Here is a 19,155-nt window from a genome sequence, read left to right on the forward strand (position 1 = left end):
GCGCCACATCTCTGTGGCACCTTCTCTATTTAGCTGGAAAAACAGCTGCAACGATAGCATCAACACTTTGCTTCTCAGCCGGATCTTTTGCAATTAGCTTGTTCATCAATGCTTGATCTGGGGTACCTTGCTTCTGCAAAATAGCCAGATACCAGCGGATTAATAGGCGGTTCACTTGGTCATCCATATTCTCAGTCATATGTGGTTGAATCAGTGCAATAGCACCTTTATAATCACCGCGCATATAGTTGATTTGGCCAATGTTGAGTGCCATTGATGGTGTGACTGCGAATTCACGTCCTTGCGCTTGTTCTTTAGGTAGGTTTTTCAACGAATCAATGCGAGCAAGAACATCGCTATACGTGGCAAGTGCACTATCTAATCTTGTGTTAAACTCCTGTGCATTGCCTTTTGCATTTGCTTGTCCTGCTAGCTCAATATTCAGAGAGATACTCTTCTCATACATATCCATATACCAAGGGTAGTTCGGAATTTGAGCGTTTGACCACTCCAAAGCTGCCTGTTGATTCCCTTTAATAAGAAGCATATTTAGCTGTTGCATGGCCACGACGCGGTTATGAGGCTCTTTTTTCAAAAGCTGATTCATCAGATCCTGGGCTTGATTGAAAAATGGCTCACTCTTCTTCGGATCATTCGGGTTTTCCTTCTGTGTTTGATTATAAACACTAAGGAGAATTCCAATGCGACTAACCTGCCCCGTCAACAAATAGTCTGGATGAGCAGGATGCATAGAAATCGCTTTGTCGAGCGGTGTCACGATCTGATTGTAATCCTTGCTCGTTTTCACAACTTCAACAGCTTGCTTGTAGGAACCATTGGCCGAGAGAAGTTGAGCTGAAATAAAGAACATAACTAATGACAGAACTGCGATTGTTGCAGGGAATGCCTTGTGGATCAGTGTTGATTTCGACTTCAGCCGCAGCTCACCTGAGGAGCTGTTGCTTAGCATCCCGCCTAATGAGAGGAAGAGAATCGCGCCTAAGTACACATAGCTTAAATCAAAGTCAATCATACTGTGGACCAACAGGGAAATCATGATAATGAAAAATAGAAAGTGCAGGTCTCGCTTTTCCTGTGAGCTTTTAATGTAGCTCCGAATATAGAACCAACTAACGGCAATGACAAAACCGATAAAGGCAAGGAAACCAAGGGCACCTGCTTCAACCAAATATTGTAGAGCAAAGTTATGTGCCTGACGACTTGTGTATGGATTATTTTGATACTTTTCATAAAGGGAAGCCCAAGCTCCGCCACCTGCACCAATGATCGGATAGTCCGACCACAGCTTCACAGCATCTTTATAAAACGTTCCACGCTCCAAAACACTGTGCTGCTGGAAGTTGATATTCTCTATACGTGTCTTCACGTTATCAGGAAGAATGTTCTTAAATCCTGTGTCACTTAGGATCAGAATGGCACCAACTACGCCAATCAGTACAGCTGCTATCGGAAGAATGAATGTTGCATATTTCTTGGCATCAAATCGAGCCGTTATACGTTCCAACCACGGCTCGCCGAAGCGTTGAATAGCGACGGACAGTCCAGCGAAAACTAAGGAAGCGAGTAGTAGAATCCACCATCCATGCCAAGATTCTGAAGCACTAGTCTGCTTTTGCAGTCCAATACCAATATCCGTTACCTTTTCTAAAATGACAAGAGAAGTCACGAAGGCAAGTCCCAGTTGAACCAGTGCTAAGATTTGACGGCTCATTTTGAAGAAGAACATCATGATGAGAAATACTACTGGGATTACCACAATGGCTCCACGAGATAATGTAAGCCAGAATGAGACAATAGTAGGAATCAGTAAGAACGCATTTGTGAGTACCACGTACCATTTTCGAGATTTGATAATGAAGAAAAGGGAGCTAAGCGTTAGTGTAATTAAAAAGGCTGCATAAGTGTTCGCATATTGGAATACTGAGGTTAACCGCAAACCATTGGAGTCAGTCATAACGGCATCACGGTAAAGATTCGCGCTAGTTCCATCCATAAGCGCAAACCATCCGACTAGGTGTCCTGCGAAGGTTTTGTTACCTAACCAGTACAAAAGTCCGAATAACACGACGAAATATCCCGAGATCATGAATAAACGGACAACAATCGACGCGCCGAGCTTGTTTTTTGTCAAAAATACACCTAAAATGAAGAAAGTTGCATACAGCATTTGGATGTAAACCATATTAGTTGCCAAATAGTGAGAAGCTGCATTCGACAAAGATATGACATAAGTAAGAGGCATAATGAAAACCAGAATGGTAAGGAGATCTTTCTTTTCTTGCAGCTTAAACACAAATAATGCTAGGATCGCAACAAGCAAAAGGATGATGGAGGACCACACGGAAGCGGAGTAAATGCTTCGCTCAAACTCTGATGTACCGCCATTAAACAGCGCCCTTTGAAAAGGTGCCCAGAACATAAATAGGCCTGTAAACACAGCCAATACCCAAAAGATGATAGAGCTCTTATCCGTTGTTATTGTTCCACTCGATTTTGCACGCGAAGCCGCGTAGGCATTCTTACTTGCACTCATTCCAGATAATCTCCTTCTTCGCTAAAGTTCGACTTTATTTTAGCATACTGGAAGAGGGTTTCCAAATAGATAATATAGAATACACACTACAACGACAAGATTTTAGATAGATTTGTTGTCTAATCTCCATTACTTGGTAAGGCATAACAACTTATGAACAAAAATACTAATACTAATTTGATGATTAATGAATCAATTTAATGATATGAAAAGTACTAGGTCTATTCAAAAACAGCTTTTACTTAAAGAAGGAGATTTGAACACTATGGGGGGAGAAATAAAGCGAATTGCGATAGTTGGAACAGGTTATGTAGGTCTAGTTAGCGGTGTTTGCCTCGCAGATATTGGCTATACTGTAACATGTATAGATAATGATGAAGAAAAGATCAATACATTAAATAATGGCATGTCTACTATTTATGAAACTAATTTAGAGCCATTACTAAAAAAAAACCTAACTGCGAATCGCCTGAGATTTACAAATGATATATCTTTAGGACTTATAAATAAAGAAATTATTATCATTGCTGTTGGTACTCCTTCGCTAGAGAATGGGCGTGCGGATCTAAGCTATATTGAAGAAGCAGCAGTACAGATAGCAAAGAACATTTCGAAATATACAGTTATCATTACGAAAAGTACAGTTCCAGTAGGAACAAATGATTGGTTGAAAAGAATTATTACTGAACACTTATCTGTGCCATGCGAGTTTGATATTGTGTCGAATCCTGAGTTTCTTAGAGAAGGAACTGCAATAAATGATACTTTCCATGGTGATCGAATTATCGTTGGTACAGAGAATGAACGCGCTTTTAAAATAGTAGAGAATCTTTACGAGCCATTTAAAATTCCTATTATGCATACTGATATAAGAAGTGCTGAAATGATAAAATATGCTTCAAATGCGTTTCTTAGTACTAAAATAAGTTTTATTAATGAGATCGCTAATATTTGTGAAAAAGTTGGAGCTAACGTTGAAAGTGTTTCTTTAGGTATGGGAATGGACTCAAGAATTGGTACACAATTTCTTAAGGCAGGCATTGGGTATGGTGGGTCATGCTTCCCAAAGGATACAAAGGCTCTTGTTCAAATTGCTGGTAATTTTGATTATGATTTTGAACTTTTGAAAAGTGTAATCACAGTTAACAATAAGCAACAAATAAATTTAGTGCAAAAGGCGTTTCGTTTTTTCGGGAAAAAATTGAGTGACAAAAAAATAGCAATATTAGGGTTGTCATTTAAGCCAAATACAGATGATGTGAGAGAAGCACCTTCCGTAAAAATTATTAATGAACTTTTAACGTATAATTGCGAGATAAATGTATATGATCCTGTGGCTATGGGGAATTTCCGGAAATATTTCGGTGATTTAGATGTCACTTTTTGTAACACATTACAACAATCAATACATGGAGCTGATTGTATAATGATTGTTACAGAATGGGATGAAATTAAAAAGATGGATTTACAAGAGGTTAAACAATTGTTAAATGAGCCTGTCATATTTGATGGACGAAATTGTTTTGCTTTGGCTGATATGAAACAAATGGGGTTTAATTATTTTTCGATAGGTAGACCAGATGTTATTGTAGAGAATAAGTAATTATGTTGAAGACTTAATCAAGATTAGAGGTTAGAAGATGAGCGGGAAATTAAGATACATAGAGAATTTTAAAAAATACAGATTTTTATTATATCAACTTGTAATCAATGATATTAAAATAAAATACCGCCGCTCTATTCTAGGAGTACTGTGGAGTATATTGAATCCATTAATGATGATGGTGGTTTTTTCTGTTATATTCGCAACATTATTTAAAAGTGATATCCCTTATTTTGCAGTGTATGTCCTAACTGGACGGATCGTTTGGGATTTATATTCACAATCTACATCAACGGCAATGAAGTCAATTGTAGGGAATGCTTCTTTAATAAAAAAAATGTATGTTCCCAAATATATATTCCCTTTGGCAAAATGCTGTTCCACATTAGTAAATACCGCATTTTCATTAATTGCCCTCATAATTGTTGCGATCTTTAGTGGGGGAGTGAAAGTAACTCCTGTTTTATTGTTACTACCATTTCCTCTACTATATACTTTTATATTTGCTGTCGGGATTAGTTTTATACTTGCTGCTTTTACAGTGTTTTTTAGAGATCTGGATCATTTATATGAGGTTTTGCTTACTGCATGGATGTACTTTACTCCGTTGTTTTATCCTGTGAAAATAATACCTCAGAACCTTAGATTTCTATTAGAACTAAATCCGATTTACAGTACTCTTGAAATGTTTAGAGATATAGTTATGTATGGAAAGGTGCCAACATTAGAACAGCATATTATTTGTGGAGTGATAGCAATAGTAAGTCTACTAATTGGCTTGTTTGTATTTTATAAACGACAAGATAAGTTTATCCTTTATGTTTAGTTGCGGAGGTAACAATGAATCCTAACAATGCAATTGAAGTAAAAGATGTATCAATGGTATTTAATTTGAGTCAAGAGAAAGTAGATAATTTAAAGGAGTATGTTCTTAAACTTGTAAAGGGTAAGCTATTATACCAAGAATTTCATGCGTTGAGCAACGTGTCCTTTGAAGTCAGAAAAGGTGAAGTTTTTGGATTAGTCGGTTTAAACGGAGCTGGGAAAAGTACACTACTTAAAGTTATAGCAGGCGTATTAAAACCCACAAAGGGAGAAGTTCTAATCAGTGGCAGCATGGCACCTTTAATTGAACTTGGTGCAGGTTTTAATATGGATTTAACAGGGCGCGAAAACATTTTCCTGAATGGTGCAGTACTCGGGTATTCTAGAAAGTTTATGATGGAACGGGCTAATCAAATTATTGAATTTGCAGAGTTGCACGATTTTATTGATGTGCCATTAAAAAATTATTCCTCCGGTATGTTGGCACGATTAGCATTTGCAATTGCTACAGTAGTTGAACCAGATATTTTGATTGTTGATGAGGTACTTTCTGTAGGAGATTTTAAATTTAAAGAGAAAAGTGAAGCGCATATCATGTCCCTAATACAAAGAGGTACAACTGTACTCTTTGTATCACATTCTGCTCAGCAAGTAGAGAAGATTTGTGATCGTGCTTTATTATTGGAAAAAGGGAGCATTACTCTAGTTGGGAATACAGACAGTGTATTGAGAAAATACGAAGGTATATAGTGAGGGATATTTAGTTGTGTACTGTATCAATTATCGTGAGAACAAAGGATAGAAATATACTTTTACAGCGTGCAATTCAGTCAATTTTGCATCAGTCATTTACAAAGTGGGAAATTCTTTTGATTAATAATGGCGGTGACAGAGTACAATTAGAGGAAGCATTAATTCATTATCAAGTTTTATTATCTGAGAAGCTGAAAATTATTCATTTGGACAATGCTCAAAACATGGAAATTGCAACAAACATCGGAATTAAAAATTGCAATGGTAGCTATATTACCCTACTAGATGATGATGATACCTGGCACAATTCTTATCTCGAAGAATGTATTTCAGTTTTAGATAATATTCATGTTGATGGGGTTGTAACAAGATCTGTACTAATATATGAAGAAATCGAAAATAATAAGATAAACCAAATAAGAACAAAAATGTTTAATCCAAATCTTAAGCGTGTTCAAAAATATATGTTGGCAAGACGAAATTTATTTACAACAAATGCTTTTATGTATAGACGGAGTGCCCTAGCTGACGTGGGTTACTATCGTGAAGATTTCCCTGTATTAGGCGACTGGGAATTTAACATGCGATTTTCTTTAAAGCACAATATTGTTGTCATTTCTAAGGAACTTGCTAATTATCATAAAAGAATTTCAAACAATACGACATATGGAAATACCCAAATATCTGATCATCTTAAATATGATAGGGAAATACGGATAGAATATCTTAATAAGGGTTTTAATGGCGAAATACCTTTTTATTTTGGTCTGCTAACTTATTTATATTTGTATCTGAATCGTTTTTTTCGATTGATAAAAACTAATATCTTGAGATAATTTTAAGCAACGCATTAGTGGAATTATTATCTTATTGGAGGTTATTACGTTGGTTGATGGATTTGATTATACGAAAACCCCAGGAAAAGTACGCTTCCAACGTAGTTTAAATAACGATGGCGATGCTCTAGTCAGCATAATCACCCCATTCTACAATTCGGGTCAGTATTTTATGGAAACAGTAAATTGCGTGCTAAATCAAACCTTTCCATACTTCGAATGGATTATTGTCAATGACGGTTGTACAAAGAAAGAGGATGTCGCATTACTGGCACATGTTGAAAAACTGGATTCGCGGATTCATATCTACAACACGGAGAATTATGGAATTTCTACTGCGAGGAATTTTGCGATCAGGAAATCAAGAACTGAAATTATTATTCCTTTAGATGCAGATGACCTTATCGATCCAACCTACGTAGAATGCATTTTTTGGTCCTTATATACAAATCCTAAGTCTAGTTGGAGTTACACAGATTGTGTAGGTTTCTTTGAACAAAAATATCTATGGAAAAAAGCGTTTATTACCAAACAAATGAAAACGGAAAATATACTTACTTGTACAGCTGGTATCCGTAAACAAGATTTAATAGATGTGGGTTTATATAACGAAACGGAAAAACATTATAATGAAGATTGGAATTTGTGGCTAAAACTACTACAGGCAAATAAAACACCAATTCACATGGGGTGGTATGGTTTCTGGTATCGGCGTACTACTCATGGTGTTCTTAGTCATATTAAAACACACAAAAGTACACATAAGCGTTCGAAGCAAATTATATTACAAGTAGCTGAGAAAGTGAACAATAGTTTAGAAGCTATAGAATATCCTCGATACAATGTGAAGACAAGTTTTATTAAACCTCAAACATGGAGATGGAATCGAAGCCCTTTACTTGGTAACAATAAAATAAAGGTATTAATGTTGCTTCCACATATGGAAATGGGAGGGGCTGACGTATTTAATTTAGATATTGTATCTCGAATAAATAAAGAAAAGTTTGAAATGTCTATCATTACAACAAATCCAGCAGAATCGACATGGCGACAACGGTTCTCGGAACATGTTGTAGATTTGTTTGATTTGACGTCTTTTTTGGATATAGATCAGTGGGCAGCTTTTATTTATTACTTTATACAATCACGCAATATCGATACGTTGTTTGTGTCTAATAGCTATTATGGGTACTATTTAGTCCCATGGTTGAGAAAAGAGTTTCCCAATCTTATTATAGTTGACTACGTTCACATGGAAGAATGGTATTGGAGATCTGGCGGATATGCAAGAACATCCGGAGCAGTGGGGAATATCATTGAGAAGACCTATGTATGTAACGAGCATCTACGACAAGTATTAATTAATTCATTCGGAAAACAACCTGAAGATATAGAGACATTGTATATTGGAGTGGATGAGCAAATATTCAATCCTGAAAAAGTGGTGAAAGGCCAGATCCGTCGAGCATTAGAAATTGAAGATGGTCGACCTATAGTGCTATTCCCATGCAGAATCCATCCACAGAAACGCCCCTTTTTAATGTTGGATATTGCTATCGCTTTGCGAAATAATCTGCCTAACGTAGCTTTTATAGTAGTAGGAGATGGCCCGCAATTAGAAGAGCTTAAGGAATATATTAATAAAAAAGGCCTTGAGAAAACGGTTTATTGCGTTGGGCTACAAGATGATGTTCGTCCCTATTACAGAGATAGTGATGTTACATTAATCTGTTCTTTAAAAGAAGGATTAAGTTTAACGTCTTATGAATCTTTATCGATGGGGGTTCCAGTAGTCAGCTCCGATGTCGGTGGTCAGAAGGAGCTGATTAACGACGAAGTGGGCAGAATTCTTTCGCTATATCAAGATGAGGCGAAGGATTTGGATAATCGGAACTTTTCGGTAGAAGAAGTAGAACAATATGTCACGGCTCTAAATGATGTCTTAGTTCTTTCTATTGAGGAAAGAGAACGACTACATCGCGCTTGTCGTAAACGAATTGAAGATAGCTTTACAAAGAAAAAAATGATTGACCGAATAGAAAATGAATTTATTGAATGGAAAAATGGTAAGGGTAAAGAGAAGAGAAGTTCTATTGCCAAAGCTATAGAACTGATCCCTCTATTAATTGATGACTATTTATCATTATATTGTGAGTATGAAATAAGCGCAATTCATACTAATCGAGCCATTCAATTAACTGAATATCTAAAAGCGATTGTTAAATTTCAGAAGTCTCCTAAGACTATATACAAGGACTTTAAAAGGTTAAATAATCGCTATTTTATTCAGCGATATATAGCTAAATTTAAAATAACTAGATTGGGCAAGGTCTTAAGGAAGTTACGAACGGTTTTGCGATAAGGAGGAGACATAGGTTTATGAATCCTAAAATAAGTATTATTGTACCAATGTATAATGTGGATCAATACATTGAAATGTGTTTGAATTCCTTAGTTAATCAAACATTAAAAGATATTGAGATTATTATAGTTAATGATGGATCAACAGATTCTAGCGTAACTATAGCGCAAAAATTTGCTGACTTCTATGAAAATATACATATTTATCATAAACAAAATGAAGGGTTAGGTGAAGCTCGGAATTATGGCATGAGATTTGCGGTGGGAAAATATGTAACTTTTTTAGACTCTGATGATGCCTTATCTTTCGATGCTTGCGAAAAACTATATAAAACGGCAGAACAGGACCAAAATGACATTGTGGTAGGAAGGTCAGTATGGAAAAAGGAGAACGGTGTTATAGAGCCATCTTTCTACGATAGTTGGTTTAATAAGGATCTAACAAGGAATTTTAAAGAGGATATATCATATACATCTGGGCACCCAGTTATACATGGAAAATTGTTTTTATCCTCTTTTTTAAAATTCAATAATATTGTATTTCCTAATATTATTGGTGAAGATGTTCCACATAGTGTATTTACATTTTATTATGCAAAAAAAGTTAAATTAATTTCTGATATAGTATACTTGCGAACAGAAAGAATGGATTATAAGAACAAATCAATTACCCAACAGTATAATGCCAAGACTATTATGGATCGTATTGTAGGTCTACGTTTAATAGAAAGTTTTCTCCAATTAAATACTTGGAGAGAAATGGAAAATCGTTGCATTTCAGATATGATTTATATTAACAAATTAATGTTACAAATAATAGATGAGACAGAACGTGAAAAAGCCTTTCAAGTATTTCGTTCATTTCTAATAGAACTAAGTGAGGGAAAACGTGACAATATTTTAAATGTTTTTGGTCTAAAATATAATGATTTTATAAAAATGAAAGTAGATGAATATTTCTTTTGGCAAGGATTTCAATACGAGTATGTTAGAAAGGCTGATTTTAAAAATCTAAAAAGCTGGATCAATGAGCTTGAACATAGCAAAGAATGGCTTGAACAGCAATTATTTAACCATCAAGAAGAGATAACTCGACAGCAGGAAGTAATATCTGAATTAAGGCTCTGGACGGAAGATTTAGAACAAGGGAAAAAATGGTTAGAAAATCAGTTGGGTAATTATAGAAATGAAGTTCTATCTCAGAATGAAATAAATTTAGAGTTGAAGGATTGGATTCGAAAACTGGAAAAATCCAATGCCTTATTACAAGAACAGTTAGGAATTAGTGATTCGTAAGAAGGAGATTTTATGGAATATAAAATCAGCGTTATTATCCCAGTTTACAACGTAGAGCCCTATATTAGAGAAGCGTTACAGTCAATTGAGCGACAAACAATAGGTTTAGACAATTTACAGGTAATCATGGTTAATGATTGTTCTACAGATAATAGTGATACGATTATGGATGAGTATACAAATAAGTATGCAAATTTTCAATCACTACATTTAGCAGAAAGAAGCGGTGCAGCGGGCAAGCCAAGAAATATAGGAATACAGCATGCTGAAGGTAAATATTTAATGTTTCTTGATCCAGATGATTACTATGAAGACAATGCATGCGCATTGTTATTCAATAATATTGAAAATGAACAAAGCGATATTGCATTTGGTAGATACCGGTATTTGAATACAAATTCACCAGAAGAACAATCGGAAGTAAATGAAAGTAATGTCTTTGAAAGTATTGATAATAAACCAGAGGTTTTAAGACTACCGCCTGCTATTTGGACGAAAATATTTAAAGCTAATTTTATTAAAGAAAGTAATATTTTTTTTCCAGAGAAAATAGCTGCACAAGATTTAGTTTTTTCAGTTCACAGTTACTTATTAGCAAACAGAATATCTAGTGTAAATGAAGTAGTATGTAATTATAGAGTGCGTGATGATGAGGACAAATCTATTTCCCAGATTCTAAAAAGAAAGTATTTTTATGATATTAATATTGCCTATAAACAAGCCTATGATTTATGTGTTAATTATAATAGGGCATATTTATTTAAATACATTCTAGAAGGTACCGTAGAATACATTATTAACAAATTTATTCAGTCAAAAGAATTGTCTGAAGTGGATTTAACGGACTCTATTCAAAGTTTACAATGGTATTTTGATTTGGCTGATGCTTATGCAATCGAATTAAAAGAGAAGTGGCAGCAGGTGTTTTTGAGAAATCTTGTTGATAAAGATTATATCCAAATTATAAATTGGAAAGAAGCTATCCATGATTTACGTTTATATGTATTAGAGATTGAAAAAGGGAAAGCATGGTTAGAAAAACAGGCGAGTAATTATCAGGAACAATCGAATGAGAATAAACAATATATTTCAAATTTGCTAGATGGAAAAGAATGGTTGGAACTGCAACTAAATAACTACCAAAATCAAGTTGAAGAACTTCGAGGCTATGTAGAGGAGTTAAATGCAGGAAAGATATGGTTAGAACATCAAAGAAGTAGTTATGAAAATGAAGTAAGAAATTTACATAATGAAATACAGCATCAGACAGATAATTATAATAAATTAGAACAACTCTTTTCTCGAATTCAAAAAGATCATGATGGCTTAAGTAAGTTAGTTCAGGAAACAAGATCCTTTCGCGGTTGGTTTAGGCACAAACTGAAAAAAAATAGATAGGATTATTTAGGAGGTCATTATTTTGGAAATTGATTTCGACTTTTCGAAGGCCCCGGGAAGATTCCGGTTACTACGTAACCTTATTAATGACGGAGAGCCATTAGTAAGCATTATCACGCCTTTCTTTAATTCTGGCCAATATTTCAATGAAACTATAAATTGTGTATTGAATCAGACATTCCCGTATTTTGAATGGATCATTATTAATGATGGCAGTACGAATCAAAATGATATAAACCAATTAAAACAGCTTGAAAATATGGATTCACGTATTCGTATTTTTGATAAAGATAACGGTGGTATTTCGACTGCAAGAAATATGGGTATTATGAAATCTTGCACGGATATAATTATTCCATTGGATGCAGATGATTTAATCGATCCTACATATGTTGAATGTATTTATTGGTCATTATATACAAATCCTGAAGCTAGTTGGAGTTACACAGATTGTGTTGGTTTTTCTGCACAAGAATATTTGTGGAAGAAAAGCTTCGTTACTCAAACATTAAAAAGGGAAAATTTTTTAACATGTACTGCAGGTATAAGGAAAGAAGCAATAATTGAAGTCGGATACTATAATGAGTCAGAAAAGCACTATAATGAAGATTGGAACTTGTGGTTAAAATTATTAGGAAAGAGAAAAATACCAGTTCATATGAATTGGTATGGTTTTTGGTATCGTCGTTCTGACCAAGGAGTATTAGGGATAGTTCAGGCCCAAAAAGAGTTACAAATGAAATCAAGACAAATGATAGAGAAGGCTGCACAAGAAGTGGATGAAAATCTGAAAGCAATAGAATTTCCACGTTACGATGCAAGTGATTTTACTCAACCATTCAAATGGAATTGGAATAGGTCACCAATAATTAATAATAAAAAAACAAAAGTGCTTTTGATGTTACCTCACATGGAAATGGGTGGAGCTGATGTTGTGAATTTGGACATTGCTTCCCGAATTAATAAGGAAGAATTTGAACTGTCTATCATCACAACTAATCCAGCAGAATCTACATGGCGACAACGCTTTGAGGAAAATGTAGTAGATATTTTTGATTTAACAACTTTTTTGGATGTTAGTCAATGGAGTGCATTTACTCATTATTTTATTAAGTCACGAAACATAGATATCATAATGATATCTAACAGTTACTATGGTTATTATCTTGTGCCATGGTTAAGAAAAGAATTTCCAAACATTGCAATAGTAGATCTTATTCATATGGAAGAATGGTATTGGCGATCTGGAGGCTATGCAAGGACATCAAGAGCTGTAGGAGATTTTATTGAAAAGACATATGTAAGCACGGAACACTTGAACCAAGTAATGATTAATGATTTTGGAAAGAATAAGGAAGATGTAGAAACGATATATACTGGTGTGGATATTGAAATGTTTGATCCAGAAAAGATAGAAAAAGGTGCGATACGGGAAAAACTGGGGATAGATAAAAGTAGAAAGATAGTTCTTTTCTCAGGGCGAATGCATCCACAAAAGCGGCCCTTTCTAATGATTGAAATTGCTAAGAAATTAAGAATTAATATGCCAGATATAGCGTTTATTGTTGTTGGAGATGGTCCACAATTAGAAGAATTGAAAGTTAAAATAAAGCAAGAGAAGTTAGAAAAAACAGTTTATATGGTAGGTAGACAAAAAAATTTGTTGCCCTACTACAGAGACAGTGATATTGCATTGATTTGTTCATTAAAAGAAGGGATAAGCTTGACTACCTATGAAGTGTTAGCGATGGGTGTTCCTGTAATAAGTTCAGATGTGGGTGGGCAGAAAGAATTAATTAATAACGTTAATGGTATAATATTGCCAATATTTCAAAAAGAAGAGGTAGACTTAGATAAAAGAGAATTTGATCAGAAGGAAATTATGCAGTATGTAGAAAATATTGAACTTATTTTAAAGTCAGATAACTTAGATCAGGTAAAGATAAACTGTAGAACTCTGATTAAGGATAAATTTACTAAATCTCAAATGGTTGAGCGTTTAGAAAATGAGTTTCATGCTTTGAAAAATGGTAGAGGAATTACGAAACGTTTGAATATTTCAAAAACGACAAAGTTAATACCAAATTTGATTGATGATTACACCACAATTTATTGTGAGTATCTTAGAAAGGAAATGGAAACGGAAGAAATATGGAAATCCAAAGTTTATTTCGAGCAGTTATTCCAAAATAGTTTAAATAACTCTCAAGATTATAGTATAAATAATGTTAATGATTTCATGGCATTACAAGAGCTAAAAAGAATTTATGAGATGCGTTCATGGAGATTTGTTCAAAAGTACCGAAGCTATATGGATAATACTACTTCTGGAAAAATATTAGGGAAGATTAGAAACTTATTAATAAAAAGGAAAAAGTAAGTTTTCACTCGATTGCAAAACAAATAAGGTGAGTGGATTTAAATGGAAAATAAAAGATGCTTATTATTTGGTGGGGGAGGTTTCATTGGTGGTAACCTTATCTCTCATTTAATCTCAAAGGGATTTTCTATTACTGTATATGATCGAAATTTACAGGAGAAGCAGCAATTTGATGGTGTACATTATATTGAAGGGGATTTTTTCAAAGAAAATAACTTTCAGAAAATACTCAAGGGTCAAGATATAGTATTGCATTTAATAAGTGGTAGTAACCCTGCAGCTTCAATGAATAATATTCGGTCCACATATGAAGATGACATTATCAAATCGCTTGAAATGATAGATTCATGCAGGACTTCTGGTGTTAAAAAAATAATGTTCTTTTCTTCTGGAGGTACTGTTTACGGAAGTAAACCTCATTTACCTATAGAAGAAGATAGTCAAAACTATCCAATAAATCATTATGGAGTATCTAAAATAACAATAGAGAAGATATTAATTATGTATAATCATATATATAATATGAACAATATTATACTACGTATTTCTAACCCCTATGGATTGGGGCAGAACACCGCGAAAAAAATAGGAGCAGTCTCGACATTTATTGAGAAATTAGTTAATCATAATGAAATTGTTATTTATGGTAATGGTGATATAGTTAGAGATTACATCTACATTGAGGATATCGCTGCTTCAGTCTTAAATGCCTTGGAATATGAGATAAATAGCAAGATTGAACCTATATTTAATATTGGCACAGGTGTAGGGACAGGATTATTAGAATTGATTCAGAAACTAGAATGGATAACAGGATTAGAAGCAATGATTCGTTTTGAAAAAGGAAGGAATATCGATGTTCCTTATAATGTACTTGATATTTCAAAAGCTAAACAAGAACTAGGCTTCACTCCAAGATTTCCTTTAGAAATGGGGATTAAGGAGATGTGGAAAGCTTGGAGCCGCGGAATTGAAAATAACAACTAGAAGTACTGAACTTTGATTTAACAAAAGGAGGAATTAAATTGAAAGGAATAGTCCTTGCTGGTGGCAGTGGTACTCGTTTATATCCTCTTACTAAGTCCGTCTCTAAGCAATTACTTCCTGTTTACGACAAACCAATGATTTATTATCCGTTATCAGTACTAATGCTAGCAGGTATTCGTGAGATATTAGTCATATCGACTCCTGTAGACACTCCTAGATTTGAACAATTACTTGGGTCCGGGGAGGAGCTTGGACTTAAGATTTCTTATGCTGTGCAACAATCACCTGATGGTCTGGCACAAGCATTTTTAATAGGTGAAAAATTTATAGGAAATGATAATGTCGCCTTGATATTAGGAGATAATATATATTATGGTCAGGGTTTTACTTCGATGTTAAAAAAAGCGAGCCAGATGGATTATGGCGCAACGATTTTCGGATATCGTGTTAAAGATGCAGCTCGATTTGGCGTTGTAGAGTTTGATAATAATCAGAATGTTGTTTCTTTGGAAGAGAAGCCCCAAATACCAAAATCTGATTTTGCGGTGACTGGTCTATATTTCTATGATAATGATGTTATTCAAATTGCTAAAATGATTATGCCTTCAAAACGTGGTGAATTGGAGATAACAGATATAAATCTTGAGTATTTGAAACGTGGTAAATTGAAGGTTGAACTACTAGGTAGAGGATTTGCTTGGTTAGACACGGGAACTCATGAATCTTTACTTCAGGCATCACATTTTATTGAAACAATTGAGAAAAGACAAGGACTTAAAGTAGCATGTCTTGAGGAAATTGCTTTTAAAATGGGATATATCTCAAGAGAACAATTATGTGAACTGGCGGAACCGTTGAAAAAAAATGAATATGGGCAATACTTAATTGAATTGGCCAATTCAATTAAGTATGGTTCCTCTTAGACAATATGATCTAGTCAATGCAACTTTAAAAAAGGATTGAGTGAGATTTAGATGGTATCAAATAAAATATCAATTGTCACACCAGTTTATAAATGTGAATCTTGTATTATTAAGTTGTACAACCGATTGATAGCGATAACAGAGGAACTTGGTGTTAATTATGAAATTATATTTGTTAACGACCAAAGTCCAGATCGTTCTTGGGATATAATATGTGATCTAGCAAAACAGGATGAAAATGTTAAGGGAATTAACTTTTCTCGAAACTTTGGTCAACATTATGCAATTACAGCTGGTCTAGAGTTTTCTTCGGGTAATTGGGTGGTTGTGATGGATTGTGACTTACAGGATCAACCAGAAGAAATTCCTAAGTTATATAGAAAAGCGCTACAAGGCTATGATATCGTATATGGTAAAAGAACCGCTAGAAAAGACAATTTATTTAAGAGTTTGGGGTCAATATTATTTTATAAAATTTTTAGTTATTTAACAGACACGGAACAAGATGCGTCAGTAGCAAACTTTGGTATTTACCATCGCAAGGTAATTAATTATCTACTTTTAATGAAAGAGAAGTTGCGATTCTTCCCTACAATGGTTAAATGGGTAGGCTTTAAATCGATTGCGATTGACATTGAGCATGCTGAGAGAGAAGATGGAAAATCAAGTTATTCGCTTAAAAAACTTATTAACTTAGCTTTTGATGTAATTTTATCCTTTTCAGACAAACCATTACGATTAACTGTTAAACTGGGTATATTTATATCCTTTTTCTCATTTTTGTATGCTTTATTTATCGTTGTTCGTGCGATACTGGGGATTAGGCCAATTGAAGGTTGGTCGAGTCTTATAGTTTCTATTTGGTTTTTATCTGGATTGATTATTTTTGTGTTAGGTATTTTTGGTGCTTATGTAAGCAGGATATTTGATGAGGTCAAGCATCGTCCACTTTATATTGTTCGAGATTTAGTTAATCTTAAGGAGGATACGAACGTTGATGGATGACCTAATAAAATTACCTTACCAAAAAACCCCTTGGGATATGCAAGCGCTCGGCTTGGATACGTACGAAATTTTATCTCTAGAAACTCAAGTTTTAGAGAGTATTAGAAATTTGCCAGGGCACTTTACAGTTAAGATAGACCCACTTGGCGATAAAAGACTGCTTAATGAATTTGGATTCTATTATTGCGACACGTTAATAGAACCCTTTGCTAATCGAACTCAAATAGTTAGATTTCATCATGAGTCCATTTCTGTTTCTAAAAAATATGTGATAGAAGAAATAATTGAGATTTCTAACGGAGCTTTTTTGCACGGTCGTTTTCATCGCGATTTTTTAATTGAAGATTGGAGAGCTGACTTACGTTATGCTAATTGGCTAAGTCAAATGCATGGAAATAATAACTTACTAGGATTATTTTATGAGGAAAGGTTAGCAGGTTTTTTTGGATACAAGCAAGGAAATATTTTGTTGCATGCAATACATCCCAGTTTTAGAGGCAAGGGATTTGCTAAGTTTTTCTGGAGCAAAGCTATTGAATATATGTTGACAGAGGGAAATGCGGAAATCTCGAGTTCAATTTCAGCCGCTAATCTTTCTGTTTTAAATCTATATGTTTCTTTAGGGTTTAAATTCAGAAAACCGTTGGAAGTATATCATAAACTTCAATAATGATAGGAGAAGAGCCGAATTGGGGTATTTATATATTGCAGGAACTATCATATTCACTGTATATGGCCAACTAGTGTTGAAATGGCGTATTAATCATATTGGGTCACTTCCTTTCGGTTTGTTTGACAAAGTAACGTTCCTGTTAAAACTATTATTTGATCCGTTTATATTTTCTGGTCTTGTTTCTGCGTTCGTAGCTTCGATCTTCTGGATGGCCACTATGACTAAGTTTCAACTGAGTTTTGCCTATCCTTTTATGAGTCTTTCTTTTATTCTAGTATTTATTCTTTCGATAATATTCTTTCAAGAGCAAATTACTATGTACAAAGTGATTGGATTGACAATAATCGCAATCGGTGTATTTATTACTAGCCGTTCATTATAATAACAATTTACTGGAATGGAGAAAAATAAGTGATACCATTTAATATTCCAACCATAACTGGGAAAGAAGAAACATACATTGCGAAAGTACTACGGTCTCAAAAACTCAGTGGAGATGGTGAGTTTACTAAAAGTTGTAACAATTGGTTTGAAACTAGATTTAAAACGAAAAAATCATTATTGACCACATCTTGTACGCACGCACTTGAAATGGCTGCGATTTTAGCTGATATAAATCAAGATGATGAAATTATCATGCCCTCTTATACATTTGTGTCTAGTGCCAATGCGTTTGTACTTCGTGGAGCCAAAATTGTGTTTGTAGACATTCGACCTGATACGATGAACATAGATGAAACTTTGATCGAAGCAGCCATAACAATTAAAACTAAGGCAATTTTAGCTGTTCACTATGCTGGCGTTGCATGTGAAATGGATAAAATTACAGAGATTGCTCGAAAATATAATTTATTATTAATCGAAGATGCTGCTCAAGGCGTAATGGGCAGCTACAAAGGGCAAGCATTAGGAGCTATAGGACACTTTGGATGTTACAGTTTTCATGAAACAAAAAATTATACATGCGGCGAAGGAGGAGCTTTATTAATCAATGCAGAAAATTTTTCTGACCGTGCGGAGATCATTCGCGAGAAGGGGACTGATCGCAGTAAGTTTTTTCGAGGGCAAGTAGATAAGTATACTTGGGTGGATATAGGTTCTTCTTATTTACCAAGTGAATTGAATGCAGCATTTCTTCTAGCACAACTAGAGCAGGCTGATGAAATAAATAATGAACGCTTGGAAAAGTGGGAGTTGTATAAAAATCTATTACAACCACTAGCAACAGCAGGAATTATCGAACTGCCATCTGTTCCCGAAGGCTGCGTGCACAATGCTCATATGTTTTATATAAAAGCAAAGAACCTGGAAGAACGGATTCATTTGAATACGTTTTTAAAAGAGCACGGTGTTCATGCAGTATTTCACTATGTTCCATTACACAGTTCGGATGCGGGAATTCGTTTTGGAAGATTCCACGGCGAAGATCGTTTCACTACTAAAGAGAGCGAGCGATTGTTGCGGTTACCACTGTATCATTCTTTGAGTGCTGAACAGATTAAATTGATCGCAGAGATTGTCGAGCATTTCTATCGATAAGATGAAAGAGGTAAGGAACTAG

General features: G+C 34.6%; 15 protein-coding genes. 14 read left to right on the forward strand and 1 reads right to left on the reverse strand.

Translation table 11 applies throughout. The features are described from left to right. Window positions 1-25: 25 nt before the first annotated feature. A complete protein-coding gene (locus AC58QG_RS22045; RefSeq protein WP_497364269.1) occupies window positions 26-2,554 on the reverse strand; it encodes an O-antigen ligase family protein in 2,529 nt (842 codons plus the stop codon). A gap of 265 nt (window positions 2,555-2,819) precedes the next feature. Between AC58QG_RS22045 and AC58QG_RS22050 the strand changes: the two genes are divergently transcribed. The 14 genes from AC58QG_RS22050 to rffA all read left to right on the forward strand — a co-directional run bounded on the left by AC58QG_RS22050 (window position 2,820) and on the right by rffA (window position 19,133). Next, on the forward strand, window positions 2,820-4,157 hold the full coding sequence (locus tag AC58QG_RS22050) for a UDP-glucose dehydrogenase family protein (RefSeq protein ID WP_497364371.1): 1,338 nt from the start codon (window positions 2,820-2,822) through the stop codon (window positions 4,155-4,157). Between the two features lie 37 nt (window positions 4,158-4,194). Continuing rightward, window positions 4,195-4,983 carry an ABC transporter permease gene (locus AC58QG_RS22055; RefSeq protein WP_497364270.1) on the forward strand — a complete coding sequence of 263 codons (789 nt, stop codon included), beginning with the start codon at window positions 4,195-4,197 and terminating at the stop codon, window positions 4,981-4,983. A gap of 14 nt (window positions 4,984-4,997) precedes the next feature. Beyond that, the gene (locus AC58QG_RS22060; RefSeq protein WP_497364271.1) at window positions 4,998-5,732 is read left to right on the forward strand and encodes an ABC transporter ATP-binding protein; all 735 of its coding nucleotides are present in this window, start codon (window positions 4,998-5,000) and stop codon (window positions 5,730-5,732) included. A gap of 35 nt (window positions 5,733-5,767) precedes the next feature. After that, on the forward strand, window positions 5,768-6,571 hold the full coding sequence (locus tag AC58QG_RS22065; protein ID WP_497364272.1) for a glycosyltransferase family 2 protein: 804 nt from the start codon (window positions 5,768-5,770) through the stop codon (window positions 6,569-6,571). A 49-nt stretch (window positions 6,572-6,620) separates the two neighbouring features. Beyond that, entirely contained in the window at window positions 6,621-8,933 is a 2,313-nt protein-coding gene (locus tag AC58QG_RS22070) for a glycosyltransferase (RefSeq protein ID WP_497364273.1), read from the forward strand. A 17-nt stretch (window positions 8,934-8,950) separates the two neighbouring features. Continuing rightward, a complete protein-coding gene (locus AC58QG_RS22075; protein WP_497364274.1) occupies window positions 8,951-10,228 on the forward strand; it encodes a glycosyltransferase family 2 protein in 1,278 nt (425 codons plus the stop codon). A 12-nt stretch (window positions 10,229-10,240) separates the two neighbouring features. Then, a complete protein-coding gene (locus AC58QG_RS22080; RefSeq protein WP_497364275.1) occupies window positions 10,241-11,626 on the forward strand; it encodes a glycosyltransferase family 2 protein in 1,386 nt (461 codons plus the stop codon). Between the two features lie 22 nt (window positions 11,627-11,648). Next, window positions 11,649-14,006: a glycosyltransferase gene (locus AC58QG_RS22085; RefSeq protein ID WP_497364276.1), complete on the forward strand. Its 2,358-nt coding sequence runs from the start codon at window positions 11,649-11,651 to the stop codon at window positions 14,004-14,006. A gap of 42 nt (window positions 14,007-14,048) precedes the next feature. Next, entirely contained in the window at window positions 14,049-14,993 is a 945-nt protein-coding gene (locus tag AC58QG_RS22090) for an NAD-dependent epimerase/dehydratase family protein (protein WP_497364277.1), read from the forward strand. A 38-nt stretch (window positions 14,994-15,031) separates the two neighbouring features. Beyond that, window positions 15,032-15,916, forward strand: a complete 885-nt coding sequence (gene rfbA, locus AC58QG_RS22095) for a glucose-1-phosphate thymidylyltransferase RfbA (protein WP_497364278.1) — start codon at window positions 15,032-15,034, stop codon at window positions 15,914-15,916. Window positions 15,917-15,967: 51 nt separating this feature from the next. Continuing rightward, window positions 15,968-16,921: a glycosyltransferase family 2 protein gene (locus AC58QG_RS22100; protein ID WP_497364279.1), complete on the forward strand. Its 954-nt coding sequence runs from the start codon at window positions 15,968-15,970 to the stop codon at window positions 16,919-16,921. Beyond that, window positions 16,914-17,591 (forward strand): GNAT family N-acetyltransferase, encoded by a 678-nt coding sequence (locus tag AC58QG_RS22105; protein ID WP_497364372.1) that lies wholly within the window; start codon window positions 16,914-16,916, stop codon window positions 17,589-17,591. Before AC58QG_RS22100 ends, AC58QG_RS22105 begins: the two co-directional genes overlap by 8 nt. Window positions 17,592-17,664: 73 nt before the next feature. Then, a complete protein-coding gene (locus AC58QG_RS22110; RefSeq protein ID WP_497364373.1) occupies window positions 17,665-17,976 on the forward strand; it encodes an EamA family transporter in 312 nt (103 codons plus the stop codon). A 29-nt stretch (window positions 17,977-18,005) separates the two neighbouring features. Further along, window positions 18,006-19,133, forward strand: a complete 1,128-nt coding sequence (gene rffA, locus AC58QG_RS22115) for a dTDP-4-amino-4,6-dideoxygalactose transaminase (RefSeq protein ID WP_497364280.1) — start codon at window positions 18,006-18,008, stop codon at window positions 19,131-19,133. The last annotated feature ends 22 nt before the right edge of the window (window positions 19,134-19,155 follow it).

Source organism: Paenibacillus sp. J22P169, from assembly GCF_059691995.1.

What these genes read in the sequence shown, in the direction of transcription:
- AC58QG_RS22045 (WP_497364269.1), bottom strand. Translation starts at nt 2,554, where the DNA reads ATGAGTGCAAGTAAGAATGCCTACGCGGCTTCGCGTGCAAAATCGAGT.
- AC58QG_RS22050 (WP_497364371.1), top strand. Translation starts at nt 2,820, where the DNA reads ATGGGGGGAGAAATAAAGCGAATTGCGATAGTTGGAACAGGTTATGTA.
- AC58QG_RS22055 (WP_497364270.1), top strand. Translation starts at nt 4,195, where the DNA reads ATGAGCGGGAAATTAAGATACATAGAGAATTTTAAAAAATACAGATTT.
- AC58QG_RS22060 (WP_497364271.1), top strand. Translation starts at nt 4,998, where the DNA reads ATGAATCCTAACAATGCAATTGAAGTAAAAGATGTATCAATGGTATTT.
- AC58QG_RS22075 (WP_497364274.1), top strand. Translation starts at nt 8,951, where the DNA reads ATGAATCCTAAAATAAGTATTATTGTACCAATGTATAATGTGGATCAA.
- AC58QG_RS22080 (WP_497364275.1), top strand. Translation starts at nt 10,241, where the DNA reads ATGGAATATAAAATCAGCGTTATTATCCCAGTTTACAACGTAGAGCCC.
- AC58QG_RS22090 (WP_497364277.1), top strand. Translation starts at nt 14,049, where the DNA reads ATGGAAAATAAAAGATGCTTATTATTTGGTGGGGGAGGTTTCATTGGT.
- AC58QG_RS22100 (WP_497364279.1), top strand. Translation starts at nt 15,968, where the DNA reads ATGGTATCAAATAAAATATCAATTGTCACACCAGTTTATAAATGTGAA.
- AC58QG_RS22105 (WP_497364372.1), top strand. Translation starts at nt 16,914, where the DNA reads ATGGATGACCTAATAAAATTACCTTACCAAAAAACCCCTTGGGATATG.